Annotated in this window: 28 protein-coding genes and 1 tRNA gene; 11 read left to right on the top strand and 18 right to left on the bottom strand. The window is 46.7% G+C overall.

Annotated features, from left to right (window positions below; genetic code table 11):
- From J7K79_RS03215 to amrA, 12 genes are all read right to left on the bottom strand, one after another.
- The coding region (locus J7K79_RS03215) for a hypothetical protein (RefSeq protein WP_296905116.1) at positions 1-593 on the bottom strand (593 nt) is incomplete at its 3' end.
- A complete protein-coding gene (gene tgt, locus J7K79_RS03210; protein ID WP_296905114.1) occupies positions 590-1,699 on the bottom strand; it encodes a tRNA guanosine(34) transglycosylase Tgt in 1,110 nt (369 codons plus the stop codon). The genes J7K79_RS03215 and tgt, both read right to left, overlap by 4 nt.
- Complete coding sequence (locus J7K79_RS03205; protein ID WP_296905112.1) at positions 1,684-2,292, bottom strand: cyclodeaminase/cyclohydrolase family protein; 609 nt, start codon at positions 2,290-2,292, stop codon at positions 1,684-1,686. The genes tgt and J7K79_RS03205 overlap by 16 nt, the downstream gene beginning before the upstream one ends.
- A complete protein-coding gene (gene deoC / locus J7K79_RS03200; RefSeq protein ID WP_296905110.1) occupies positions 2,282-3,028 on the bottom strand; it encodes a deoxyribose-phosphate aldolase in 747 nt (248 codons plus the stop codon). Before deoC ends, J7K79_RS03205 begins: the two co-directional genes overlap by 11 nt.
- 10 nt (positions 3,029-3,038) lie before the next feature.
- Positions 3,039-3,587 (bottom strand): HD domain-containing protein, encoded by a 549-nt coding sequence (locus tag J7K79_RS03195; protein ID WP_296905108.1) that lies wholly within the window; start codon positions 3,585-3,587, stop codon positions 3,039-3,041.
- On the bottom strand, positions 3,584-4,231 hold the full coding sequence (radC, locus tag J7K79_RS03190) for a DNA repair protein RadC (RefSeq protein ID WP_296905105.1): 648 nt from the start codon (positions 4,229-4,231) through the stop codon (positions 3,584-3,586). The genes J7K79_RS03195 and radC overlap by 4 nt, the downstream gene beginning before the upstream one ends.
- Positions 4,194-4,793 (bottom strand): Maf family nucleotide pyrophosphatase, encoded by a 600-nt coding sequence (locus tag J7K79_RS03185; protein WP_296905103.1) that lies wholly within the window; start codon positions 4,791-4,793, stop codon positions 4,194-4,196. Before J7K79_RS03185 ends, radC begins: the two co-directional genes overlap by 38 nt.
- Complete coding sequence (locus J7K79_RS03180) at positions 4,723-5,262, bottom strand: Gx transporter family protein (protein ID WP_296905101.1); 540 nt, start codon at positions 5,260-5,262, stop codon at positions 4,723-4,725. Before J7K79_RS03180 ends, J7K79_RS03185 begins: the two co-directional genes overlap by 71 nt.
- A complete protein-coding gene (locus J7K79_RS03175) occupies positions 5,259-5,609 on the bottom strand; it encodes a NusG domain II-containing protein (protein WP_296905099.1) in 351 nt (116 codons plus the stop codon). The genes J7K79_RS03180 and J7K79_RS03175 overlap by 4 nt, the downstream gene beginning before the upstream one ends.
- Positions 5,610-5,613: 4 nt before the next feature.
- Positions 5,614-6,663 carry an FAD:protein FMN transferase gene (locus tag J7K79_RS03170; protein ID WP_296905097.1) on the bottom strand — a complete coding sequence of 350 codons (1,050 nt, stop codon included), beginning with the start codon at positions 6,661-6,663 and terminating at the stop codon, positions 5,614-5,616.
- Positions 6,630-7,625, bottom strand: a complete 996-nt coding sequence (gene amrS / locus J7K79_RS03165; protein ID WP_296905095.1) for an AmmeMemoRadiSam system radical SAM enzyme — start codon at positions 7,623-7,625, stop codon at positions 6,630-6,632. The genes J7K79_RS03170 and amrS overlap by 34 nt, the downstream gene beginning before the upstream one ends.
- A 12-nt stretch (positions 7,626-7,637) precedes the next feature.
- Positions 7,638-8,162 (bottom strand): AmmeMemoRadiSam system protein A, encoded by a 525-nt coding sequence (gene amrA / locus J7K79_RS03160; protein ID WP_296905092.1) that lies wholly within the window; start codon positions 8,160-8,162, stop codon positions 7,638-7,640.
- A 115-nt stretch (positions 8,163-8,277) separates the two neighbouring features.
- On the opposite strand from amrA, the gene J7K79_RS03155 reads away from it, so the two are divergent.
- Positions 8,278-9,168, top strand: coding sequence for a DUF1385 domain-containing protein (locus J7K79_RS03155; RefSeq protein ID WP_296905118.1), 891 nt, complete (start codon positions 8,278-8,280; stop codon positions 9,166-9,168).
- On the opposite strand, the gene J7K79_RS03150 is transcribed toward J7K79_RS03155, so the two are convergent.
- The 3 genes from J7K79_RS03150 to J7K79_RS03140 are packed head-to-tail and all read right to left on the bottom strand — an operon-like array spanning position 9,064 to position 13,146.
- Positions 9,064-9,939, bottom strand: a complete 876-nt coding sequence (locus J7K79_RS03150) for a glycosyltransferase family 4 protein (protein WP_296905091.1) — start codon at positions 9,937-9,939, stop codon at positions 9,064-9,066. The genes J7K79_RS03155 and J7K79_RS03150 overlap by 105 nt on opposite strands.
- Complete coding sequence (locus J7K79_RS03145; protein WP_296905089.1) at positions 9,920-11,740, bottom strand: nucleoside-diphosphate sugar epimerase/dehydratase; 1,821 nt, start codon at positions 11,738-11,740, stop codon at positions 9,920-9,922. The genes J7K79_RS03150 and J7K79_RS03145 overlap by 20 nt, the downstream gene beginning before the upstream one ends.
- A complete protein-coding gene (locus J7K79_RS03140; protein WP_296905087.1) occupies positions 11,734-13,146 on the bottom strand; it encodes an HD domain-containing protein in 1,413 nt (470 codons plus the stop codon). Before J7K79_RS03140 ends, J7K79_RS03145 begins: the two co-directional genes overlap by 7 nt.
- A gap of 81 nt (positions 13,147-13,227) precedes the next feature.
- Between J7K79_RS03140 and recJ the strand changes: the two genes are divergently transcribed.
- From recJ to J7K79_RS03090, 10 genes are all read left to right on the top strand, one after another.
- Positions 13,228-16,065: a single-stranded-DNA-specific exonuclease RecJ gene (gene recJ / locus J7K79_RS03135; RefSeq protein WP_296905085.1), complete on the top strand. Its 2,838-nt coding sequence runs from the start codon at positions 13,228-13,230 to the stop codon at positions 16,063-16,065.
- Entirely contained in the window at positions 16,062-16,685 is a 624-nt protein-coding gene (locus tag J7K79_RS03130) for a RuvX/YqgF family protein (RefSeq protein ID WP_296905083.1), read from the top strand. The genes recJ and J7K79_RS03130 overlap by 4 nt, the downstream gene beginning before the upstream one ends.
- A tRNA-Arg gene (locus tag J7K79_RS03125) sits at positions 16,676-16,751 on the top strand. Before J7K79_RS03130 ends, J7K79_RS03125 begins: the two co-directional genes overlap by 10 nt.
- 60 nt (positions 16,752-16,811) lie before the next feature.
- On the top strand, positions 16,812-17,822 hold the full coding sequence (locus J7K79_RS03120; protein ID WP_296905081.1) for a rod shape-determining protein: 1,011 nt from the start codon (positions 16,812-16,814) through the stop codon (positions 17,820-17,822).
- Positions 17,823-17,827: 5 nt separating this feature from the next.
- On the top strand, positions 17,828-18,577 hold the full coding sequence (locus J7K79_RS03115) for a flagellar hook-basal body protein (RefSeq protein WP_296905078.1): 750 nt from the start codon (positions 17,828-17,830) through the stop codon (positions 18,575-18,577).
- Between the two features lie 17 nt (positions 18,578-18,594).
- Positions 18,595-19,380 carry a flagellar basal-body rod protein FlgG gene (flgG, locus tag J7K79_RS03110; RefSeq protein ID WP_296905076.1) on the top strand — a complete coding sequence of 262 codons (786 nt, stop codon included), beginning with the start codon at positions 18,595-18,597 and terminating at the stop codon, positions 19,378-19,380.
- Positions 19,381-19,386: 6 nt separating this feature from the next.
- Positions 19,387-20,253 carry a flagellar basal body P-ring formation chaperone FlgA gene (gene flgA / locus J7K79_RS03105; protein ID WP_296905074.1) on the top strand — a complete coding sequence of 289 codons (867 nt, stop codon included), beginning with the start codon at positions 19,387-19,389 and terminating at the stop codon, positions 20,251-20,253.
- Entirely contained in the window at positions 20,250-20,852 is a 603-nt protein-coding gene (locus tag J7K79_RS03100; protein WP_296905072.1) for a flagellar basal body L-ring protein FlgH, read from the top strand. Before flgA ends, J7K79_RS03100 begins: the two co-directional genes overlap by 4 nt.
- A gap of 11 nt (positions 20,853-20,863) precedes the next feature.
- A complete protein-coding gene (locus tag J7K79_RS03095) occupies positions 20,864-21,856 on the top strand; it encodes a flagellar basal body P-ring protein FlgI (RefSeq protein WP_296905070.1) in 993 nt (330 codons plus the stop codon).
- Between the two features lie 9 nt (positions 21,857-21,865).
- Positions 21,866-22,135 (top strand): rod-binding protein, encoded by a 270-nt coding sequence (locus J7K79_RS03090; RefSeq protein ID WP_296905068.1) that lies wholly within the window; start codon positions 21,866-21,868, stop codon positions 22,133-22,135.
- On the opposite strand, the gene J7K79_RS03085 is transcribed toward J7K79_RS03090, so the two are convergent.
- The 3 genes from J7K79_RS03085 to J7K79_RS03075 form a co-directional block, all read right to left on the bottom strand.
- Positions 22,123-23,448: a radical SAM protein gene (locus J7K79_RS03085; protein ID WP_296905066.1), complete on the bottom strand. Its 1,326-nt coding sequence runs from the start codon at positions 23,446-23,448 to the stop codon at positions 22,123-22,125. The two genes, J7K79_RS03090 and J7K79_RS03085, sit on opposite strands and share 13 nt — an antisense overlap.
- Before the next feature lie 103 nt (positions 23,449-23,551).
- Positions 23,552-24,382, bottom strand: coding sequence for an endoglucanase (locus tag J7K79_RS03080; RefSeq protein WP_296905064.1), 831 nt, complete (start codon positions 24,380-24,382; stop codon positions 23,552-23,554).
- Positions 24,379-25,054, bottom strand: a 676-nt coding sequence (locus tag J7K79_RS03075; protein ID WP_296905062.1) for an endoglucanase, incomplete at its 5' end; no start/stop codon positions are given. The genes J7K79_RS03075 and J7K79_RS03080, both read right to left, overlap by 4 nt.

The raw sequence follows: 25,054 nt of genomic DNA, 5'->3' as shown, positions 1-25,054 counted from the left end.
TCTTTGCCGATCACGAAATCTATCCTGTTTTCCAACACCTCCTGGTCGAACTGAAGACAGTAGGAGAACCTGTTCTTCTTGGACGAGTCGTAAAAGAGCTTCAGCGTGTACTCTCCTCCCATGTAGCTTCCCTCTTGGCTCCACAGCGTGAAATTTCTTACACTCACAGAATAGCCAACATCCTTCAGGAGATACCCGAAAACACCTCCATGAAGATCAAGTTTTTTCCTTTCATCCTGGTCCATGATGAAAGAAGCTCCTGCCCCGACCGTTACGTTTTCTTCCGGAGAGAACGCTATATCGTACTCGATCGAAGTGGTGTACTCGGTGCTTTTCAGTGTGCTCCTTTTCAAGAGCAAAACACCGGCTATATTCGACGTGGGCGATTGAAACAACCCGATCAAAAATGTCCCCAAAGATTCTCCACTGTTCGATAGAACATCGTAAGAACCCATGAGACCCTGTTCGCTGAGGAAGAACACCCTCGCAGGATTTTCGAAGAAAGCCCATTCACCCGAAGAAGAAAAAATTTCCAGCTGAGAGGCCGCCAGCATGCTTGACACGATCAAAAAGAGAAAAAGGACCTTTTTCATACGTTAACACCCCCCGATGAATAAACATCGATCATTTTGCTTTTGAAGTCTCTGAAGGTTCCGTCCTCTATGGAACGCCTCACTTCGCACATGAAAGAGATCATGAAACTCACGTTGTGGAGAGTGAGCAGGATCTGTCCCAGAATCTCTCCACGATCTATCAGATGATGTATATAAGAACGAGTGAAGTTTTTACAAGTATAACATCCACATTGCTCATCCACAGGTTCGAGCGATCTTCTGTTGTAGGATGCCTTCAGATTCAACCTTCCCTTCCAGGTGAGGGCGGTTCCATGGCGGGCAATTCTTGTTGGAAAGACGCTGTCGAACATATCGACACCGCGATCGACAAGTTCGAGAATGAGTTCAGGAGAACCTCCTCCCATGAAGTAGCGGGGCTTGTCTTCAGGAAGGTGTTCCATGGTTATCTCCGTCATGTCCAGAGTCAGAGCTCTGTCCTCTCCTATGCTGAGACCTCCTATCGCGTACCCGTCGAATCCAATCGACGTTATCTGAATGGCACTCTTTCTCCTCAGATTGGGATACACCCCTCCTTGAACGATGCCGAAGAGTGCCTGATTTTTCGTTCTGAAAGCCTCTTTGGATCTCAAAGCCCACCTGTAGGTACGATCAGTTGCTTCTTTTACCTCCTCATAGCTTGCATTCGAAGGGGGGCAGTGATCGAAGGCCATACAGATATCTGAACCCAGGGCAATTTGAACTTCCATCGAGAGCTCCGGGCTGAGGAAAACTTTAGATCCATCTATTGGTGATTTGAATGTCACACCTTCATCATCTATCCTGAGTTTTGGTAAACTGAACACCTGAAATCCACCACTGTCTGTGAGAATCGGTCTTTTCCAACCCATGAAATTGTGAAGCCCATTGTGCAATTTTATGATCTCGACTCCTGGTTTGAGCATGAGATGAAACGTGTTCGACAGTATGATCTCCGCTCCTGCTTCCTCCAAACTACAGGGTGTGAGGAGCTTCACGTTGGCGTTTGTTCCCACAGGCATGAAAACGGGAGTCTTCACGACTCCGTGCGGTAATTTCAGAATGCCTGTTCTTGCTTTTCCGAGAGTTTTCTTTACCTCGAACTCCACACGATTCCCTCCAAAAACTCTCTCACTCTTTTGTAACTGCCTTCCACCTGTTTTTCCTGTTCGTCAAGCTCTTTCAGCATCTCGTTTTTGAATTCTTCATCCTCTACACTCTTTAGATTAACCAAGGCGTTCACCTTTTCAACCAGAAACACCGCACGACAGAGATCCATGGCGTTCAACACGTCAGAAGCCAGGTTTTTGTTTCCAAACTCGGCGAGTTTTTCAAGTTCGTGTCCAAGATCTCTCATGATCCTTATAACATCCATGGGGACAGACGCAGCTTCTTTGAGGGCGTCCTGAAGTTCTTCCTTCGATTCTTTGTAAGACTTCATCACCCTCTCAAAAGCTTCTATGTCTTTTTTTGCAAGAGAAAAGAGTTTTTCTCTTGCACCTTCCATTGCTTCCATGATTCTTTCCATCTCCGGTTCAATATCCTCGTATCCTTTTTTCTTCCTGGTGAAGTTCGCAACCATCTCGGCAAGGGCGCAAGCCAAGGCTCCCACAACGGAACCAACGGCTCCCCCACCGGGAGTGGGCTTCCTCTCGGCAACTCTTTTACAGAACTCTTCCAGTGAGAGACGCTCAATTTCCATGCCTTTCTTCCCCCTCCAGTACTATTTTGTGACCAGAACTCGTACCTATCTTGTCCGCACCGTACATCATCATCTTGACGGCATCTTCGTAAGTTCTGATACCACCTGCAGCCTTTACCCTCATTCCTCCTCCAACAATCCATTTCATGAGATGAACATCTTCCAAGGTTGCTCCCTTTGGGCCAAATCCGGTCGAAGTTTTCACGTAATGGGCACCCGCAAGTTTGGAGATAACACACGCTGCTATCTTTTCTTCCAGTTCGAGATAGCACGTTTCCAGTATCACCTTGACAATTTTTCCACGTACAGCTTCCACAACACCCCTGATATCCTCGTAGACATATTCCCATTCTCCGGTCTTCAACATACCGATGTTCAGCACCATATCAACCTCATCGGCTCCACTTTCAACGGCGAAGGTGGCTTCCTGAACTTTCGTTCTGCTTTCATTTGCGCCCAAGGGAAATCCGACGACGGTAACAATTTTTATATCGGTTTCCGAGAGTTCTTTCCTCGCGACTGGAACATAGCAGGGGTTGACGCACACCCCGTAGAACCTCTTGTCTTTTGCTTCCTGACAGAGTTTTACTATGTCATCGGGTGTGGCAAAGGGCCGCAGGTTTGTGTGCTCTATCGCTTTTCTCACGTCCTCGAGAGAAACACTTTCTCTGAACGGTTTGAGCTCGTAAGATTCTCTGTATCTCACTATTGCCCTTTCGATCTCGTATTCCAGCATTGAAACCACCTCACAATCCAAGGTCGGAAGCGATGGACTTCATTGCGTTGAGAGCTATTTCCAGGAACCTTTCCAAGGACAGACCGAACCCTTCACAAGATCTGATCTGATCCCTGTTGGCTCCTCTTGCAAAGGCCTTCTCCTTGAACCTCCTCATCAAAAAGTCCACATCGAGCACTTCCAGTTTTTTCTCTGGTCTGATAAGAGCTGCCGCCACAATGAAACCTGTCGTTGGATCCACCGCGTAAAGTGCTTTCTCCATCAAAGTCTCAGGTTCTTTTTTTCCACAGTGTGCAAGGATCGCGTTGAGAACGTCCTCGGGAACGTCCTCTCCCTTCAAAATTTCCAGGGTTTTCAGACCGTGTTCGTTTGGATCGTCCTTGGTGTAGTCGTAATCTAGATCGTGCAACAAACCTGCCATTCCCCACTTTTCTTCGTCTTCGCCGAACTCCTTTGCAAGGGCTCTCATCACCGCTTCCGTCGCCAGACAGTGTTTTATCAGATTTTTCGTCTTGACGTGTTCTCTCAACAGGACAAGGGCATCCTCTCTACTTATCAAATCTCCCCCTCCTCTCTGAAACTGAAGTATCCCCTCTTTGAGATTATCACATGATCCACGAGCTTTATCCCCAGGATCTCGCCGGCTCTCTTCAGATTCTTTGTAACCGCTCTGTCCTCTTTGCTGGGTGTGGGATCACCGGTGGGATGATTGTGAACCACGATAACTCCGGAAGCGTTTGATCTGATCGCTATTCGAAAGACATCCCGTGGATGTACCAGACTCCTGTCGGAGGTTCCTATCGTGATAACAGATTCAGATACAACGTTCAATTTTCCATCGAGACATATCACCTTCACAACTTCTTTCTCGAGATAGATCATGTCTTGACAGTACCTATAAACTTTGCTGGAAGAATCGAGTTTCTCTGGAACCTGCTCAAGTTCTTTGTGGAGCCTTTTTCCAAGTTCAAGAGCGGCTTTCAACGTGACCGCCTTCACGATTCCCACACCATCGACAGCGGCAATTTCCTCCACACTCGCGTTCGTCAGTTTTACCAGTGAGTTGTCGAACTTTCCAAAAAGCTCCTGAGAAAGTTCGAGAACGTGCTTTCCTCTCTTTCCGGTTCTCAAAAGAATGGCGATGAGTTCCTCGTTCGAAAGAGCTTCAGGTCCTGCTTTTATCAACCTTTCTCTTGGAAGCAACTTTCCACCAGCCCTTCTCGTAAAGGTACTGCCAGACAAGTCCCACTGGAAAACCCATGACCGTGAAAAAATCCCCTTCTACTTTTTCAACGAAGACGGCAGCAAAATCCTGTATGCCGTACCCTCCCGCTTTATCGAGAGGTCGGTAATTTTCGACGTAGTAGTCTATCACTTCGTCTGGGGGATCTCTGAACTTCACCCTCGTGGAAGAAACGAAGATGTCTTCTGCAGAATCAGACACGAACGCAACGCCGGTGTATACTACATGCCATCTTCCAGACAGCTTTCTGAGGAACTCTTTTGCCTCCTTTGTTGTTCTGGGTTTCCCCAGAATCTCTCTACCCAGCACAACTACTGTATCTGATCCAATGACCAGAACATTTTCAGATTTTTCCCTTTGGAAAACGTATGTTGCTTTCCGTAGAGAAAGCTTCCTTACCACTTCAACCGGATCTCCAGAGATGTTTTCTTCAACCTCAGGATGCTTAACTTCAAACTCTATTCCCAAGAGTTTCATCAACTCTTTTCTCCTCGGCGAAGAAGAAGCTAGAATAATTTTCAAACAGGATCCCTCCCATTTTGCTGGCGATGAAGGCGTTGGCGCTGGCGGAGATCAATCCGAGTCCCACCATGACGGTGAGCAACAAGAAAGTCTTCGTGTTTCCCAGCAACAACGATATCACGATCAGCTGAACGAGGTTGTTCGCGAACGATCCGGCAAAACTCAACCCGAGATATCCGAACCCAAGCTTTGCAAGAAGCGTTTCAACGATGGCAGCAGAAATCGCCCCAAAGAAACCCGTCAGAAAGGAGGGAGAAAGAAACCGGCCACCGAAGAGTGAACCTATTATACTCTTGGCCGAAGAGACGATCAGCGCATCCAGAAGACCTATTTCCGATGCCACCAGAAGAACCACGGAGTTTGAAAACCCCCACCTTCCAAAAGGTACCGGAAACGGCAGAAAATTCTCCACCGCGTATAGAATAGAAGAAAAGGCGGTCAGAATAGAAAGGAGCGCTATTTTCCTCACCACGTTTCTGTATCGTAATCCATTTTTCCTTCGAAGTATATTATCACCTCGTTTGGCACACACACTATGATTCCGCCAGGCCCAACCCAGCCTGTTTTCACACAGATCTTCAGAGGACACGTGGATTCAACTACCCTGACTTTCTTCCCGTTGAACTCCACCCTCATGAGGAATCTTCCGTTTTCTGTGATGTCGTAGACCCCCGGTTTCTCCAGAACTTTCCTGAAATTCCTTCCTTCAATGACAATCTTCTCTCCATTTCCTTTGGGAAGGATGAGCGAAAGCCCAAAGGCGGACAGTATCAGTAGAAAAATGAGAAGGTCTCTCTTTTCGAAGAACTTCCTCATTCTTTCACTCTCTTTCGAATAGCTTGAAAGTCTCAGATTTCTCGATCTTTCCACCTTCTAGAACTATCAAAGGGTGTGCCCCCATTCGCGGGAAGTCCAGGACCACTTTTCTCCAGTCCCTTCCAGCCATCACAAATCCAGCTGTGGAGAGTGCATCCGCTGTTGTTGCGTCTTCTGCAATGATGGTTACGCTCCACACCCCTCGGACAGGATATCCCGTCGATGGATCCATGATGTGATGGTATCTGACACCATCTTTTATGAAATATCTCTCGTAATCACCAGAGGTCGCCACCGCTCCGGATCTCAAATATATGTAGTCTATAACATCGTCACCTCTCGGGTTCTTCACACCTATAACCCATGGGTATTTTCCAAACTTTGGCCCAATGATTCGGATGTCTCCTCCTGCTTCAACGAACCCTGTTGCATTTTCGTCGAACGAGAGGGCTATCTGTCTTGCACGATCTAAGGCATAACCCTTCGCTATTCCCCCTAAATCTATCTTCGAACCATTTTTCACCATCACTCGCATGTGTTCATTGTCGAGAAGTATATTACGGTATCCAACAGATTTCAAGGTTTTTTCTATCTCATCACTCGAGGGAACTCTGAGGTCCTCATAGTTTCCTGTGAATCCCCATATCTCCAAAAGCTTTTCCACTGTGGGATCGAATGCTCCTTCTGTAAGCTCAGCAAACGCATAGGCTGCCTTTATCAAACTGTAGGTCTCTTCATCGACCTCCACCCACTCTCCAGGATGATCATTGATCCTCTTTACCACGCTTCTCTCATCGATTGTGGAAAACTTGTGGGTGATTCTCTTCATGTCTTCTAGGATGGCTTCAGCAATAGTTTTAGGGTTTATCTTCCTGGAAGAGACCACGATGCGTATACTTGTTCCAAGTGCGAATCCTCTGAGTTCATAGTACTGCTCACCCCCACGAAGAAGAAGGAAGGTGAGAAAAGTCCCGAGGGTTCCAAAAAGAAGGATGGAAAAGATTATAACGTTTCTCCTGGTTACCCGATGATTGTTGCTATCTGACGGCCACATTTCTTGCACTTCCCTTCTTCGTCCAGTCCCACTTTTTCTACCTCGTATCCCTGCCTTCTGATCACAAGATTCCCGCAATCTGGACAGAAAGTACTCTCATACCTTTCGTCCCAAACATTACCCAGGTAGACGAAGTTGAGATACTCCTTTGCCATCTCGTATATCTCCACGAGTTCCTCAAGGGGCATTGGAGGAATGGTGTACTTGTAGTTTGGAAAGTAGCGACTTATATGAAGGGGAATGTCTCTGTCCAAACTGGCGATCCATTTGAATTCTCTTTTCAGATCCTCTCTATCGTCGTTTTTCCCAGGGATTATGAGGGTTGTCAGCTCTACATGGATCCCTGCACTGTACACCTTTTCGATGTTTCTGAGAACCACGTCGAGGTCCCCACCGATTTCTTTATAAAACTCTCTGTTGAATCCCTTCAGGTCTATGTTCATAGCGTGCACAGATTGGAACAGAAGTTCTAGCGGTTCCTCGTTTATAAAACCGTTCGTTACCAGCACACAGTACATTCCTTCCTTCACAGCTACTCGAGAAGTATCCAGTACGAACTCAAACCAGATGAGTGGTTCGTTGTATGTGAAAGCAATTCCCTTTGACTCCCGGTTCATCAGGGCTATCTTCACGAGTTGTTCAGGAGTTACTTTCTTGGTCTCGGGTCTCGCCTGGGAGATTTCCCAGTTTTGACAGAACCCACATTTGAAATTACATCCAAACGTTCCGACAGAGAAGATCTGCTCACCAGGGTTGAAATGAAAGAGGGGTTTTTTCTCAATCGGATCCATGGCAATAGCCGTTACTTCCCCGTAGTTCAGACTCACCAGGAAACCATCTTTGTTCCTTCTTGCTCCACACAGTCCCGTTTGCCCCTCATCGAGAACACATTCGTGCGGGCACAGGAGACATTTCACCTTTTTACCTTCGAGGGGTTCGAAGTGTATGGCCATCCTCTCCATTTCCCAACCTCCTCATTTATAGCGTTCGACGGTGAACCTGTATATCTCCACATCCCTGTCCCATTCTGGGATGCCTGCCTTCAGTTTTGCTATTCGAAGCTGTTCTTCTACAGTGTCAACACCTTCTATGTCCGGAAGAAGTAACCCCTTCTTCCAACCCTTCGCAACGATCACACCATACTTCTTTGGATCCAAAACCGAGATATCCTTGATGCGTTCAGGAGAACTCAGTATGTCCACGTGGACTACGATCTTACCCAGCTCGTCAGGGGTGACCGGAGGAAAGCGAGGATCCTGCGTGGCCGCCGCAATGGCGTTGTCTCTTATCTCAAGGGCAAGGTTCGGCTTTGTGGGAAGATATGTTCCAATACAGCCTCTCAACGATCCATCCACTCTGTGGAGGGTCACAAAAGCACCTGCTCTTCTTTCGAGAAGCTCCTTCGGAACCAGCTCATCAGGTTCTATGATCTTTCCATATTTCACGTAATTCTCTATCACCCTTATTGCCCACTTCACGTATGGATGCTCACCTATCATGATCCTCACCACCAAAACAATTATACTATGGAATAGAATAAAACAGGAGGTTGGCCAGAATGTTATAACATTTGGTGTATTATTGAAGCTGGAGACCACGAAGGGAGTGGATAAAGTGAGGGTTGGAGGCCAGGCAGTCATCGAGGGTGTCCTCATAATAGCCAGAAAGGTATCTTTAGCCGTCAGAAAAGCAGACGGAGAGATCGAAGTCAAAGATCTGGGAGTCGTGAATTTTCCGAAGTGGTCAAGAATTCCCTTCATAAGGGGTTTTTACTCGCTGTTCATCTCCCTTTACTTTGGAATAAAGGCCCTCAACCTCTCCTCAGAGATCTCCTCCGGCGAACAGATGAAAAGCAGTGAAAAACTCTTCTCCTTGCTGCTGGCGATAGGACTCGCGGTTGGGCTTTTTGTTGCCGTTCCCATTCTTCTGACTAACTTTCTGGTGGAAAAGAAAGGAGAGTTTCTTTACTCTATCGTGGAAGGTTTCATCAGGGTGGGTCTCTTCCTTCTCTACGTGTGGATCATCTCTCTGTTCCGGGATGTGAAACGGGTGTTTCAATTTCATGGAGCAGAACACATGACCATTCACGCGTACGAACATGGTGAAAATTTATCCGTGGAGAGTGTAAAGAAATACTCCACCATACATCCAAGATGTGGGACCAACTTTCTCATGATATTCTTAATCGTAGCTGTCGTTCTCCTCAGTATCTTTGGAAGTGTGGTGAGCCTTTCCACCTGGACAAGGATTCTGTCGAGGCTGATTTTACTTCCCATCGCTGCGGGAGTTTCCTATGAGCTCTTGAAGGTTGCTGCATTTCTCAACGGAAGGGGCTGGGTGAAGATCCTCTATCTTCCAGGGTATCTTCTTCAACACCTGACCACAGCAAGGCCAGATGATTCACAAATTGAAGTTGCGATCGCTGCCTTGAAACATGCCGTAGGAGAGAAAGAGAACACCACAGGCGATCAGGAAAAGGAAGAAGACATGGAACTTCTCGGTTAAACCAAGGAGATTAAAGAAAGAAGAAAATGCCACCAATACGATGAGCGCATGCCATTTCCCAAGACCTCTGCTGAACACGTGGTGGGTGTGAAACTCGTCAGCTGAAAAGGGATTCCTTCCAGAAATCACCCGCCTCAAAAAACTGAAGACTATCTCGTAGAAAGGAAGGCCGAGGAAGAGGGTGGCAAATCCCATGTCTCCACGAAAGAACCTCACGGTTGACATGGAAAGGAAAGCACCAAGGAAAAAAGCACCGCTGTTTCCAAGGAAGACCCTTGCTGGTGGAAGATTCATGGGAAGAAAACCAAGAAGGGAAAAAGCCAGGCCCTCCTCACCTATCAAAAATGAAGAAACAATGGAGATTCCCCCCAGTAATCCGTCCAGGCCGTCTATCACATTGAAAGCATTCATCATACCAACGAACCAGATGAGAAGGAAAGTAGAATGGACTTTCAATCCGAAGATGAAGGTGTCGGTTGAAGTCGAGGCCACAAACCACAGTGAAACAAGGACGGTAACGATGAGTTTCAACCTGTATGACAGATCGAACAAATCGTCCAAAAGGCCAAGGATGAACATGGGAACCGAGTAGGGAAAAATCGGATTGTCTTTCTCAAACATTAGAAGCGTTAGAAAGATGGCAATACCCCCAACTGGAGGAACAGCTCTTCTGTGCGTTTTTCTGAAAGAGGGATGGTCGAGAAAACCCGTTCTTTTCCCCAGAAAGGCCAGCACGCAGGTCCACAGGAAACTAGTCAGAAACTCCAGCATTCAATTTTGCCTCCGGAACGAGTTTTATCATTTCAGAAAGAAGAGCCTTTGTGTCCTTCCTCTCAAAGGCCTGTTTCATGGAGAGAACTGCCCTGTGAATCGTTTCCCCGGAAGGGAAAAGGTCAGGCTTCACTCTGAATATCTTGGGGTGCAGAGTGGGTTCCTTCTTTTCGTAGGGGTAGGTGAGTTCTTCGCACATCTTCTCTCCTGGCCTGACACCGGTGTAGACTATCTTTATGTCTTGGTGGGGCACGAACCCCGAGAGCATGATCATCGTTTCCGCGAGTTTCACGATGGATATCTGCTCCCCCATATCGAGGATGAAAAGATCTTTGCCCGACGAATACAGTATGGATTGAAGGATGAGGGAGACTGCCTCCGGTATGGACATGAAGTACCTCTTCATCCGCGGATCGGTTACGGTCACCGGTCCACCTTTTTCTATCTGACGCTTGAACTTCTCCACTACACTGCCTCGACTTCCCAGGACGTTTCCGAATCTCACAATCGAAAATTTCGTTTCACCCGCATCCTGTGCCATAATGTAGAGCTCCGAGATCCTCTTTGTGAGGCCCATTACAGAAGTGGGGTTCACTGCCTTGTCAGTAGAAATGAAGACAAAGTGCTTCACCCTCACCCTTTTAGAAAGCTCCACCAAGTTGATCGTCCCAAGGATGTTCACTCGGAAGGCTTCCAGCGGATTTTCCTCCATCAAAGGCACGTGTTTGTGAGCAGCCACATGGAAGACGATATCCGGTTTCAGCTTCGCCATCCAGAGTTCCATAAGATTCTCGCTGGCAACGTCCACTATCACCCTTTTCTTTTTCAGATTCGGGAAATTTTCGCTGAGAAATTCGTCTATCAAATATATGCTGTTTTCACCATGCCCTAGGAGGATAAGTTCTTCAGGATTCATCTTCGATATCTGTTTGCAGAGTTCAGATCCTATACTCCCCCCGGCACCCGTCACGAGTATTCTTTTCCCTTTCAAAAGATTCTCTATTCCACGCACGTCGATCCTTATCTCTTCCCTCCCGAGAAGGTCTTCTATCGATATCTCCTTTAAGTGCGAGAGTCTCACCCGTTCCTCCATCAGCTCTCTGATGCTCGGAAGGGTTTTCACTCTGACTCTTTTCAGATCTATGTTTTCAAGGATGCGTTCCATTTGTTGTCTTGTGGCAGATGGAATGGCCACAATTATTTCATCCACACCGAGTTTTTCAGCGTATTCCATCGTTTTGTCGATAGGGCCGAAGACAGGGATCCCTCTCACTCTTCTTCCTACCTTCCGTGGCGAGTCGTCCATGAAGGCGACGACCTTTCCAAGGTGGGGATGTTTTTCGAATTCTTCCAGGATAGAAACTCCCGCGTCACCTGCTCCAACAATCATGATCCTCTTCTCTGTGGGTCGTCCTTTTCGGTTCAACGTCAACCACTGCCAGGTGATCCTGCTCAGAACTATGAGAATCATTGAGCCAAGGAAGGTGGCAAAACCGACGGAGCGAGGAAGGACCACATCGCGGTAGAAGTAGAAGAAAGCAAGAGTGGAAATATACGATACGGTGCTTCCCCTTATCAACAGAAGAAAATCCCTCGCGTTGGCGTACTCCCACACGACGGAGTAGTTTCCGTTCAGCACGTAAACAACCATCGAGATGAGCGTGTATACGAACACCGACTCATCGTAACGGAACATTTCCTGAAAGTTGAAACCGAACCTTGCAAATAGCGCCACCACACCGGAAAAGAGGGTCAAGCCCGTGTCCAGGAAAAACAACAACAATTTCCTCACGTTCACCATCTCGTGACCGCCTTTCTTCCATCTTCTGGTATGACCTTGTATTTGTACAGAATCTCGCGCACATCCTCCGTTACATATATTCTAACGATCTGTATCATGTTGCTCACCATAAGCTTGTAGGCAGGATATTTCTTCACGTATTCATCCACGGTGAGCACCTCATCGGATCTTGGATCGTAAAGGAACACGTTGTTTTGCAGGAATTCGTCCGGATGAAAGATGGTGAGTTTGTAGGGAGTATCGATTCTGAAGTAATCGTTCTTCCTCTCACAGATATCAACGAGGATCTCTCTGTCTGTGTCTTCCACGCCGCCATTTTCTAAAACGCTACGAATGTTTTCAACGATCTTGTCGATCAGATTCTTCGCCGCTGAAAGACTCAGCTCGGATGGATCAAAGCCCTCGGTGGAAAACGGGCGTTCAACAACCATTTTCCATAGGTCTCGATTTTTGAACCTATCTATGAGTTTTTTAACTCTCTCGTCGCCTTTCATCTCCAGTTCCTTGAGAATGGAATAATCCGTCAACTCCAGAAATTCATCCAAGTTCTTCAATCGCTCTTCCAGGTCGAGAATCTCACAGGCGTGTGAGAGCATCTCCTGAATCATGAGATCTGCTGCACGGGATGTTTTGTGAAAATACACATTCTTATACATCATGAACCTGCTGAAAAGGATAGAATAGATGTTGTCCACTACTTTCACATGGTAACACAGGATCTCCTTTCCATCCCTCATCTTGACGAGAGAGTTCCTCAGCACTCTGTCTACGTTCATCGGAGCGAAATGTCCAACACCGCTGTGGTACGAATCCCTCAAGAGGAAATCGAGCCTGTCTGCACCCAACGGTCCCTGTATAACGTTGAAATCAACACTTCCCGTTTCTTCTCCCCTGAACACATCCACGACTCTTTTTGCAATCTCTTGGAACGCTTCTTCAAGGGGAAGGTCACCCACGGTCTTCACCACATCCTCTTCTACCGCACGCTTCAATCTCGAGTTGTAGGTATTGAAAACCCTTTTCATCTCCTCCGGGAGCTTTTCAAGAACAAGTCTATCTCTGAACTCATCGTGCCCATCTTTGTAGCCGTACTTTTTGAAGACCACATCATCGAATTGATGGCTGAAAGGACCATGACCCACATCGTGTAGAAGGGCAGCCAGACGTATCAACCTGATTCGACTGTGGTCATCGAATAGGTTTCTAGCGTACATGCCCGCTATGTGCATTGTTCCCAAAGAGTGCGCAAACCTCGTGTGCGTTGCTCCCGGGTACACCATTGTCGCCCCCGCAAGTTGGGATAGAAATCTCAATCTTTGAACAATCTTTGTATCAGCCACGAGGATTTCCAGAGGATACAAGTATATTTCCGAATGTATCGGATCTCTTGAAACCTTCTTGAACACCTCTATCACCACCTTTCAACTGAAATTGTATCACTTGAAGATGTGGTAAAATTATTAAAAAAGAAAAGGAGACCATGGAGGATGAAAAAGTGGGAGCTTTCACAACCTGATAAGCATGCTGTGGAAAGAATTTCACAGCGCTTTGGACTGAGTGAAATAACTGCGAGGATTCTGGTGAACAGGGGTATCGACACAGAGGAGTCCGCCAGGTCTTTTTTGTTTGTAGATGAAACCTGCCAGCATGATCCTTTCCTTTTCAAAGACATGGAAAAAGCTGTTGAAACCCTCCTTGAGGCTCGCTCCGAAGGCTATTTCGTTCTGATCCACGGGGATTACGACGTGGATGGAATAACATCAGCCGTCGTGTTGAAGGAGTTTCTCGAAGAAAACGGCTGGAAGGTGGATGTCTACATTCCCCATCGTATCGAAGAAGGCTACGGTATTCAAAAGGAGAACATTCTCTCTTTCAAGGAGATGGGAGTTTCTTGTCTAATAACAGTCGATTGTGGCATCACTGCCGTTGAATCCATTGATCTGGCAAAAAGGCTTGGCATGAAAGTGATTGTGACTGATCATCATGAAGTGAACGGGGACATTCCACCTGCTGACGCTATCGTGAATCCAAAAGTACCAGGGGAGAATTATCCTTTCAGGGATCTTGCCGGCGTGGGTGTGACCTACAAACTCGTACAGGCTCTTGCTCAAACGTTGAAATGCCCCAACGTTGAAAAGTATCTGGAACTGGTGGCGCTTGGAACAGTTGCAGATATGGTATCTTTGCTCGACGAGAACAGGTATTTCGTGAAAAAAGGCGTAGAACAGCTTGTGAAAACAAGACGAATGGGGCTGAGAAAGCTTCTGGAGAAGCTGGGTTTGAAAAGACTCACATCGCATGATATCAGCTACAAAATAGCTCCTCGTCTCAATGCGGCAGGTCGTATGGGAAGTGCAACGGATGCGTTCGTACTGCTGACGATGAAAGATCCTACTAAGGTCGAAAGCGTTGTGGAAAGATTGATGGAGCTGAACAACGAACGACGGAGAATCGAAAGGCAGATATTCAAAGAGGCCGTTGAAATGATCGAGGCGAACGATCTGTGGAAAGATCCCATCATAGTGGTTGCTGGGGAAAATTGGCATGTGGGAGTTATAGGTATCGTGGCAGCAAAGCTGGCCAATCGGTACGAAAAGCCCGTGGCGGTCGTCTCGTTGAGTGACGACTACGCCAAAGGTTCCATAAGAAGTTACAACGGATACGACATCATGAATACCTTCTCCAGCGATATTCTGGAGATATTCGACGAAATAGGAGGGCACTCCTCCGCTGCGGGATTTTCTCTTCGAAAAGAGCAGCTGGAAGCCTTCAGAGAGTACATAAAAAACGTTGCTCTGGAGTTGAAGGATGAGAAAGTACTGGTGGATGCCGAAGCAAGCATCGATGACATCGATGATCGATTCGTCGAGGACATGAATCTTCTCATGCCGTTTGGCCAGGGAAATCCTGAGCCGGTGCTCTTGCTCAGTGACCTGCTTATAGAGAAGATTCACTTCTTCGGCGAGGATAACAGTAATGTTTTTCTTCACTTGAGAGACGGAGAAAAGAGACTGGAGGTGATCGGGTACAACTTTAAGAGTTTGTCAAATTCGTTCTCTGCCCTTCCCGTTACTCCCACAAAAGGCAGCGTTGTCGTCAACCTGAGACCCATGGGGAGTGGTTTGTCTTACTATCTCGTTTCGCTGGATGTGAAGCCCATTTTCCGCGTGAAGAGTAGAGAAGTGGGTTCTCTTCTGAGGAAAGCAAAAGAGAAAAAACTGCTCATCAGAATCCCATACCCCTCCAAAACTAAGTTTCTCCTTTCAGTGAAAGAAGAAACTGGAGGAAGGTTTGGTGTTGTCTCCCTGACAAACGCTTCGGCACAGAATGTCTCGGGCTGTCTGGCCAGGTACAGCTCTTCCAAAGCACCAGGGTACGTGAATTCAGCGTTCACCAGGGGATTAGAAAACGAGATCATTGTCTTCACCGTGGTGGGTTTCCTGAGGCATCTTCCCCTGAACGACTTCGACGTATTCGTCGTGAACGAATTCCAGGATTTTGTGACCTACAGCAACAACAGCCAGGTTCAAAAGTTTCTGAATCTTCTGGAAAGGCATCCCGAGAAATTTCTCCTCATCTCCTCGATGAAAAGCCCGGAACTGGAAGACTTCTTGAAGGTCAATGGATATGAAGTTGTGGATCTCAAAACCGATGAGTTGGAAGAATTTCTATTTTCAGATCAGAGAGGGCGATTCGAACTCGCAGCTTTGAAAGATTCCAGCGGTTTTTCGATAGTGGTCTCCGAAAAAAGGTTGATTCCGGATATCTACACGAAACTGGGGAAAAGGGTGGTTGTTTACTACGCCAGCATGGATCTGGAGAAGAAGGTAAAGGTTGTGGGGTTGATAGAGAGCGGATCTGTTCGGAAGGCTATTCTCACAAGTAACACCGACGGCCTACCCACTTTTATCAAGGGGGACATCATCTTCTACGATTTCCCGCTCAGCATCTACGAAATTGTGGATCTTCTAAGAAGAAGAGCCGTTATCAATCTGTGCTATTCACTACAGGATATGAAAAGGCGTCGAGCTGAACTGGAGAAGTTGTTCCCCAGTCCTGATAAACTGGAGGAAATAGCTTGTACAGCCGCGAAGGCGAAAGACAGGATAGAATTGGAAAAGATCCTCGAAAATGACTACGGAATAACGGGGAAGACACTGAAGGATGTATACATGGATCTGATTGAAAAGATGAATTCGGGAGAAATCCCGTGGAGGGTGCTAGAGGGGGATCTTGAAAGGAAGGTTTTCGAGGATACTGCCTTTGTCCTCACGAAAGATCTGAAAGATCTGTTTTCCTTCTTCAAGGACAGGGTGATAAGGTGATTGTTGCAATAGATTACGGTGAAAGGAAATGCGGTGTGGCTTTTGGAGAAGTTCTTCCCCGAGATAGCGTGGTCGTACCAACCAGGGAACTCAGGAAGTTCGTGGAGAGACTAAATCCTGATAAAATAGTCTTTGGTCTTCCTCTGTCGATGAGCGGTCGTTTCTCCCAACAGACGTTCAAGACGATCGAAGTTGTTCTTTTGTTCTCGAAGAAGTACGAGATCTATTTATGTGACGAAAGACTCACAACAAGAATTGCAAGCAAGATATCGAAGAGGGACGACGCGGTGAGTGCTGCTCTCATCTTTCAGTCCTTTGTTGAAAATCCATCCAGATGTACGAAGGTTGTAGACAGGAGAAAGAAGGTGGATCTTCTACTGGATGACATTTCAGATAAGAGAGTGTTGTTGTACGAGCTTCCCGATCCTTCTTTGAGGCTGGATTCAAAAGAAACGGATGTGGTAACAAAGGATCCGGTTTTAGCCTACTTCTTCTACAAAAATGGATACTTCGTTGAGAGGAACATCCCGGAGAAGAGGTACGATTTAATCATTTCAGGGAGAGAGTGTGAAAAGCTGAAAGACCATCTGTCGGAGAGAGGAAAACTGGTGTGCCTGTAGCTCAACGGATAGAGCGCTGGACTCCGGATCCAGAGGTTGCGGGTTCGAGTCCCGCCAGGCACACCAGATTTTTTTTAGGAACACCCCACCTGGAGAAAGAACTATCAAGACGAGGAGGTTTTCGGAATGCCAAAGGGAGACATCGGCATAGACTTGGGAACGGCTTCCATTATTGTTTATAAAAGAGGTGAAGGAATCGTTCTACACGAACCATCCGTTGTGGCGATCTCGGAGAAGACAGGTGAGATCGTCGCCATTGGTGAGGAAGCAAAAAGGATGCTTGGCAAGACCCCCGAAGGTTTGAAAGCCATCCGCCCAATGAAAGACGGTGTAATAGCGGATTATAAAACCATAGAAGCAATCATACGAAGCTTCCTGAAACGCATAGTGGGAAGGTTCAGCTTTATGAAGCCCTCCCTCATCATAGGGGTTCCCACGAAGATCACCGAAGTTGAAAAAAGAGCCGTTTTCGAAGCAGGTCTCAACGCCGGAGCTCGAAGAGTGCACATCGTTTCTGAACCGATAGCGGCTGCGATAGGTGCGGGGATAGATGTCATGGCGTCCGAGGGCAATATGGTAGTGGATATAGGTGGTGGAACCACAGACATAGCCGTGATCAGCCTTGGCGGTACGGTTGTTGGAGAATCGGTGAGAATGGCGGGAGATGCCATGGATGAGGCTATTGTGAAATTCATTCGAAAAAAATACGGTCTTGTTATCGGGGATTCAACGGCAGAAGAGATAAAAAAGAGGATCGGAAAAACACACCCTGCTTTCGAAAACTACGAAGTCGAAATAAAAGGGCGCGACGTGGTAACAGGTCTTCCAAGAACTGATCGGGTCAATTCCGATGACGTGATGAAAGCCATTGAACCCATCGTGGTTGCTCTCTTGACGAAAATCAAGAACGTCCTCGAAAGAACTCCTCCCGAGCTCTCAGCTGACATTATAAACAACGGAATTCATCTCACAGGAGGCGGAGCACTTCTCAGAGGACTTGACAGAACCATTTACGATGAAATCCATGTTAGAACGATCGTAGCAGAGGACCCTATCACATGTGTTGCGAGAGGAACGGGTGTTCTTCTGGAAGATGAGAAATTACTGAAAACGGTCTGTGAAACGTTCGCGAGGTGATTTTCGTGACAAGAGGCATCTACAACGCTGCCATGGGAATGTTGGTAGACATGGCAAAGCTCAACAGGATAGCCAACGACCTTGCAAACGTCGACACGGTTGGTTACAAGCAAGACAGAGAGGCCTTCAGAGCTTACCTGAGGCGAGAAGTGTTCAGACAGGAGCCAAACCCTATCGAGAAGAAAGTAAAAAAAGTACCGATCGGCCTCCTCGAATACGCCGTCGTGTTGGACGAAGTGAGGAGCGACCTTTCCCAAGGACCTCTCGAGGAGACAAAGATACCGTATCACCTTGCTATAGACGGTGAAGGTTTCTTTAGGGTGGAGTACAACGGGCAAGAGTACTTCACCAGAAACGGGGAGTTTGAAGTGGGAAGTGATGGATATATCGTTACAAACTACGGAGGATACCTTCTCGATGAAAATGGTGAAAGGATCAGGTATTTCGACGGCTTCACCGTTGATAAGGGAGGCTACATAAGAGATGAGAAAGGGAACGTAATCACCAGAATTGGTGTGTACACTGTGGAAAATCCTCAGAAGTTTGGAAACACACTCTTCATCGGTGAAAATCCAACACCTTCTGGAAACTTTAGGATTCTTCAGGGTTATGTAGAAAAATCAAATGTGAACGCTCTGAAGGCGATGGTGGACATGATCTCCGCGATGAGGCATTACGAAGTTTCTCAAAGAGCTGTTCTTGTCAACGATGAATTGAACGGAAAACTCATCAACTCTCTGGCCAGTCTGAAGTAACCTGGAGGTGTTTGAATATGATGATCTCACTCTACTCTGCCGCCACGGGGATGTCTGCTCAACAGTTTAAACTGGATACTATAGCGAACAACCTTGCGAACGTTGACACGACAGGTTACAAGAAGATAAGAGCAGAGTTTCAGGATCTTCTCTACCAGTACGTGAAGAACGCGGGAACCCCCACGGTTGCTATTTCCACTCTTCCAACGGGACTGTACGTTGGGCACGGTGTGAGAGCGGCGGCGACGACTCGAATATTCACCCTCGGAAACTTTGAGCAAACTGGTAACGCCCTCGATCTGGCAATAGCTGGGGACGGATTCTTTCAGATTCAACTCCAGGATGGAAGGATTGCCTACACAAGAGACGGAAGTTTTAAAGTGGACAGTGAGGGAAGAATCGTCACTTCGAACGGGCTCCTTCTGGTACCGGAGATAACCATCCCCGAGAACGCTGTCTCGATAAACGTTTCTCCAGATGGCATCGTCTCGGCTGAGCTTCAGGATGGAACCATACAGCAGCTCGGAACGATCACACTTGTGAGGTTTGTGAACCCATCCGGTTTGAAATCTATAGGAGACAACCTCTACATCGCCACGCCCGCTTCGGGTGATCCGATTGAAGGCGTTCCAGGGCAGGATGGCTTTGGAGCCATAAAGCAGGGGTTCCTGGAGAAGTCCAACGTTGACGTTGTCAGAGAAATGGTGGACATGATCACCGCTCAGAGAGCGTATGAATTCAACTCGAGGGTCATACAGACCGCCGATGAAATGCTGAGAACCGCCACCAATGTGAAGAGATGATGAATTATGAAAGTTTGTTTCTTGATGCTGGTGGTACTTTTTTCCTCCTTCCTCCTTTCTGAAACTCTCATGTTGAGGGAAACGCTCCTGGCTACGCCAGGAGTTCTTTCCTTGAACGACCTCACCGTGGAAAAGGTCGGTTCAAAAAAAAGTCTGATGGTTCTCCTGCCGGGCTTTGAATACCTTGTCTCCAGAGATTTCCTAGCAATCAGATTCCCAGAGTACAAGTTTGTCGGCCCAGACCAGGTGAAAATAACAGTGAAGGGTCCTGACGAACTCAGGAAGGTTGTGTGCGAGGAAATCGAAAAAAAAGTGGGCACGAAAGATTTTGAGGTGTTTGTTGTGAAAACCTTCGGGAAATTTCCGCAGGATTTGGATCTTTCCTCTGTCAGAGTTACCAGAATTTCAAAAAACCTGATCAACGTCTTTCTAAAATTCACCGATGGTTCTTATGTGACCTTGAACGTTGTACTCAGAAAGGAAAGGAATGTAGTGGTCCTGAAGAGAAATATAAACGTGGGAGACGTGATAAAGGAAGATTTTGTGACCGTAGAAAGAAGAGATATTTTTGAGATCAACGGAGAACCGTTTTACGATATTTCAGAAGTGGTGGGGATGGTATCCAGAAGATATTTGAGGGTGGGAGCTGTTCTCACAAGGAACATGCTGGAAAATCCCCCCGACGTGATAAAAGGACAAATCGTACCGGCGTACGTGGACCTTGGAAGCATAAAAGTGTCCACTTTTGTGGAAGTGGTGGAAAACGGGTATCTTGGAGAGACGGTGAAAGCAATGAACATCGAAAGCAGGAAATACGTCTTTGGAAAAGTTGAAAAAGGACCTGTCCTGAGAATCCTGGGGGTGACAGAATGAAGAGAGTATGGTGCTTCGTGATACTTTTTCTAGCAGCAACGATCTTTCCTTTTTCTATATGGAACTCCTCGGGGGAATCGGAGTACAAAAATCTTCTCTCCGTTCGGAAGGCCTCAAAGGTTGGTGATATTGTCACCATAGTGATTCGAGAGAACAACAACGTGTCCTCAGAAAGGGAGAGCCTTGAGATCCAAAAGACTCTTCTGAGCATTCTTGGGAACGTGGTTAGCGTGGCCGCTAACTTCAACCTCAGTAATTTCATCCCAATAAACAACAATCCTTCACCACAGAGAACGCGAGGAGGAGAAATGAAGTCCTCGGTAGTGGCAAAGGTTTCGGCAGTGGTCGTTGATGTTGATCCTTACGGTAACCTGATGGTGGAAGGAAGAAAGACGATAAAGGTTGATAAAGATTACCAAGAGATCATCATAAAAGGAAAGGTGAGACCGGACGACATAGGAATAGGAAACGAGGTGGATTCTTCCAAACTGGCGGATTCAGAAATATGGGTGAACGGGAAGCTGGTCTTCAGCGAGGAACCTGGTAAGGAAAGTTTATTCGGCAAAGTACTCTCGTTCTTAGCAGGCCTCTTCACATGAGGTGATGAGAAATGAAAAAACTCCTCTTCTTCGTTCTCATTATACTGACTTTCAGCTCTCTTTTCTCGATCACTACAAGAATAAAAGACATCGCTTTTTTCAGAGGAGCCCGTGACAACCAGCTATTCGGGATCGGTCTTGTTGTGGGACTCAACGGAACGGGAGATTCTGGAAACGTGAACTCTCCTCTTCTTCTCGAAATGATGAAAAAATTCGGAGTTCAAGTCCCAAAAGAAGACCTGAAATCGAAAAACACCGCCCTTGTGATGGTGCTCGCTGACATTCCTCCTTTTGCAAAAGAGGGCATGAGAATAGACTGCGTGGTTGCTTCCATTGCCGATGCAAAATCCCTTGCTGGAGGATATCTCATACAGACACCACTCTACGGGGCAGATGGAAAAGTTTATGCTGTGGCTCAGGGTTCGGTGAGTCTCGGTGGTGAAGATGTAAGGCTTTCAGCGAGTCTTCAAAAAAGATACAAAGTAGTTGGTTACCTTCCCGAGGGTGCCATTGTGGAAAGGGATATCCCTTCGGACATGCTCGAAGGAGACAGTGTGACGATACTACTGAGAACCCCCGATATCACCACTGCAGCAAGGGTGGCAAAGGCAATAAACGATAAGTTCGAAATGGACCTCGCAAAAGCCGTCGATCCTTCGGCGATCAAATTGACCGTTCCAAGCGCTTTCCAGGATGATCTGATCACGTTCCTCTCTCTCATCGAAGAGATAGAAGTGCAACCGGATCTTCCCACTAAGATAGTGGTCAACGAAAGGACCGGCACCGTCCTTTTCGGAGGGGATGTGAGACTATCAGATTTTGTGATCTCCTATGGAAATTTCACGATAAGTGTGTCGTCTGGAAAGATAGGAGACAAGGACGCGACCGTGGCCAATCTTGTTAATGCCCTGAAGGCAGCAGGAGCCACTCCTCAGGACATCATCGCCATCCTTCAGGTGCTTCACAAATCCGGCTACATTCTCGGTGAACTTATCATCATGTGAGGTGGAAAGATGTACGTGTTGGGTGTTTCTTCCAATATAAAAAACTTAAAAGATGCCAGTGTGGAGTTTGTCAGCGAGCTGTTTTACAAGCTGTTCAAAGAAATGTACGATTCCATTCCAAAATATGATCTGATCCCCGAAACAAGTGCGGAGAGGTGGTTCAGAGAAATGCTTCTTCACGAGTACTCAAGATGCGCTGCAGAGCAGAGCTCGCTCACAGAGATGGTGATGAAGAGTCTCGGAGAGAAGAGGATTTCCAGTCTTCCTCAGAGGGAATAGGCTTCTTTGTGTGCGAGCAGGCGAATCAAAAATGGTATACCTCGCCTGAATATCAATCTTGGAGATGTGTATACAGCGTAGTAAGCCCTTATGAAAAGTTTTTTTAGCTCTTTCGGCGAGAAATTCGGATGCCTGAACACTAGATGGGTTCCATCGAATTTCCTCCAGTCCCTTTCCACGATCAAATGCTTCAGCTTCTCAAAGAGAGCTGTCCCAGGATACGGTGTGAGAATCGAGAACTGAACGATGGACGCTTTCAGTTTTCTGGCAAATTTCACAGTTTTCTCTATGGTTTTTTTCGTGTCTTTCAGTGCTCCAATCACGAAACTGGCGAACACGTCTATCTTATATTTCTTCAAAAGCCTCACTACATCGAAGGCTATACCAGATTTCAGATTTTTTCCATACTCCTCCAGCACTTCGTCATCTGCGCTCTCAAAACCTATGAACAACATTTTGCAACCCGCCTTTGACATTGCCTCCACCATATCTTCTCGTCCTAGGAGTTCGTCCGCTCTCGAAAACGCCCACCATTTAAAACGAAGATCCTTCCTCAACATCTCTTCACACAGATTCACAACCCTCTTTGGACTTATCGTGAAGTTGTCATCGAAGAAGATCACAGAGCCGTATCCCATCTTCTTCAAGATCTTCAGCTCATCGATCACGTTCTCAACGCTTCTCCATCTGATTCTTCTTCCCATGAACTGCGAGGCACTGCAGAACTCGCAATTGAAGGGACAACCTCTTGAAGTGATCAAACTCGTTGCTCTTTCGCCAGCGAACCTTGTCCTGTAAAGGTAAACTTTCTCCCTGTCAGGGAAGGGCAAATCATCCAGATTCTCTATGAATCGAGAAGGTAGCATTACAATTTCTCCGTTTTTCACGTAGGCAACACCGGGTATGTGAGGATATTTTTCCCCGTTCGCGATACTTTCTACAAGATCTGAAAAAGCACTTTCTCCCTCCCCGAGTACTACATAATCACACAAGCCTTCCTGAAGAATTGCTTTGTAGAAAGCCGTTGCGTGAGGACCTCCCATTACTACCGTGGTACCGTAAGCCTTTGCCCTTCTTGCAATCTTTTCCGCTATAGGGAACCGCACCGTATCGACAGATATTCCTACCACATCGTACTCTTTGAAATTGAAACCTTCCCACTCGAACTTCTCCACGTTCATATCCACAAGATTCACGCTGTGCCCTTTCTCTTTGAGAACAGAGCAAATGTACATGAGACCGAGGGGAGGATAAACCGCCCCGAGTCTATAGTAATACCCGCCGCTGTATGGATTAATGAGAAGGATTTTCATGTTGGTCACCTCCACAGGTATTCTATCACAAACATCTAAACAGTTTTACTCAGCAAAAAAGAGGGAGGTGAACCTCCCTCTTCAGTCTTTTTCCTTTTCATTATTACCATTCAATTATAAGCTCGTTGAACGTCCATCCAAACTTCGCATTTGTGGTATTTGGGTCTCCAAATTCTGTTCCTATCTCCCAGTCGCAGAGGTACATTTCATCAAAGTTCTCAATACGACCATGCTTTTCTATTATCTCCTTGGTCTTATCAACGAAGTCTTTGACGTTCAGTTTAACCTTTCCCTGCTGCAGAGGTTCGGTGATTCTGAATGCGACGTAGTCCCATCCCCAGGGTGCATAATAGACTTCCCAGGTTGTCTGTTTGACTTCTCCGTTTATCTCAACTTCCGTAGTGAACTCATCTACTTTGTCACCACCAGGCATCAGGATGTTGTTGTAGAGCCAGACCATTATTTCTGCGTCACCGGAAGTCACACTCGTTTGAGTGGGATCTTTGGTTATCCAGGTTTCCATAGCCAGATTTATTGGTAGGTTGTTCTCGTACCAGACGTTGTAATCCAATGTTACATAAAAATCGGGTAGATCTTTTACTTTGATGGGAAGGCGATTTTCTCCACTGTTGTGACCGGCCCAGGGTTTGTAACCGTAGTAAACTTCCGGATAACCGTGTACCCAGCTGTCCGGATTTTGAAGAACGATATTACTCATGTCTGCGGAGAATTCCACTTTCTGTCCATCGAACGTGAGTGTTATTTGACCTTCATAGGACTTGACGTTCCAGAGGTTGGTTTCCATTGTCAGTGGTAGCCCGTTGAATTTGATGTCTGCAGATTGGAAGAGTACACCTTCTCCACCAAGCGTTACCACTTCAGAAGCAAAAAGAGCTACAGAGCAGATAACCAAAAGAAGAACCGCCCACTTCATTTTTCCACCCCCAGCAAGAAGTTTTCAAATACCCAATTGAATCTTACTTCCTTTGTGTCTGGACTTTCAAATTCGGTACCGATTTCCCAGACGGTGAAATACAGATCATCAAAATCCTTCACACGTGTGGACCCTGAAAGATACTCCCCTGCAACATCGAGAAAATTTTTCACGTTGAATCTCACTCTTCCCTTTCTCGCAGGATCTTTCAGTCGGAAAGCGAGATAATCCCAGTTCCACTCAGCATGCCAGAGCTCCCAGATTCCGCGTTTTTGTTCTCCGTTAAGTTCGAACGGAACGGTGTACTCTCCCACTTTTTTTCCACCTGGTGTAAGTTCGTTGAAATAGAACCATACCATGATCTCCACATCTCCGATGGAAGCCTCCGTCTGGTATTTCTTTCTTGTGAGCCAGGTCTCCATGGCAAAATTCAACGGAAGAGAAGGCTTATGATCTATTTCGAAGGAAAGTTCAACGGTGAAAGACTTTACAGAAGATAGTGATAAAGGTAATTTTGTCCCATCTGCCGCATGGCTTTCCCGGGGTTTGTATCCATAGTAAAATTCAGGATAGCCAAGAATGTACCTTTCTGGCTCTCTGGAAGAGAGGATTTCAATGTCATCACTGAAGGTGAGTTTTTCTCCGTCGAATTTCATCGCCACTGTTCCCGTG

The sequence above is a fragment of the Thermotoga sp. genome (assembly GCF_021162145.1).
GTDB lineage: Bacteria > Thermotogota > Thermotogae > Thermotogales > Thermotogaceae > Thermotoga.
The sequence above is the reverse complement of the archived record's forward strand: the minus strand, read 5'-3'. Positions and strand labels throughout refer to the sequence as shown.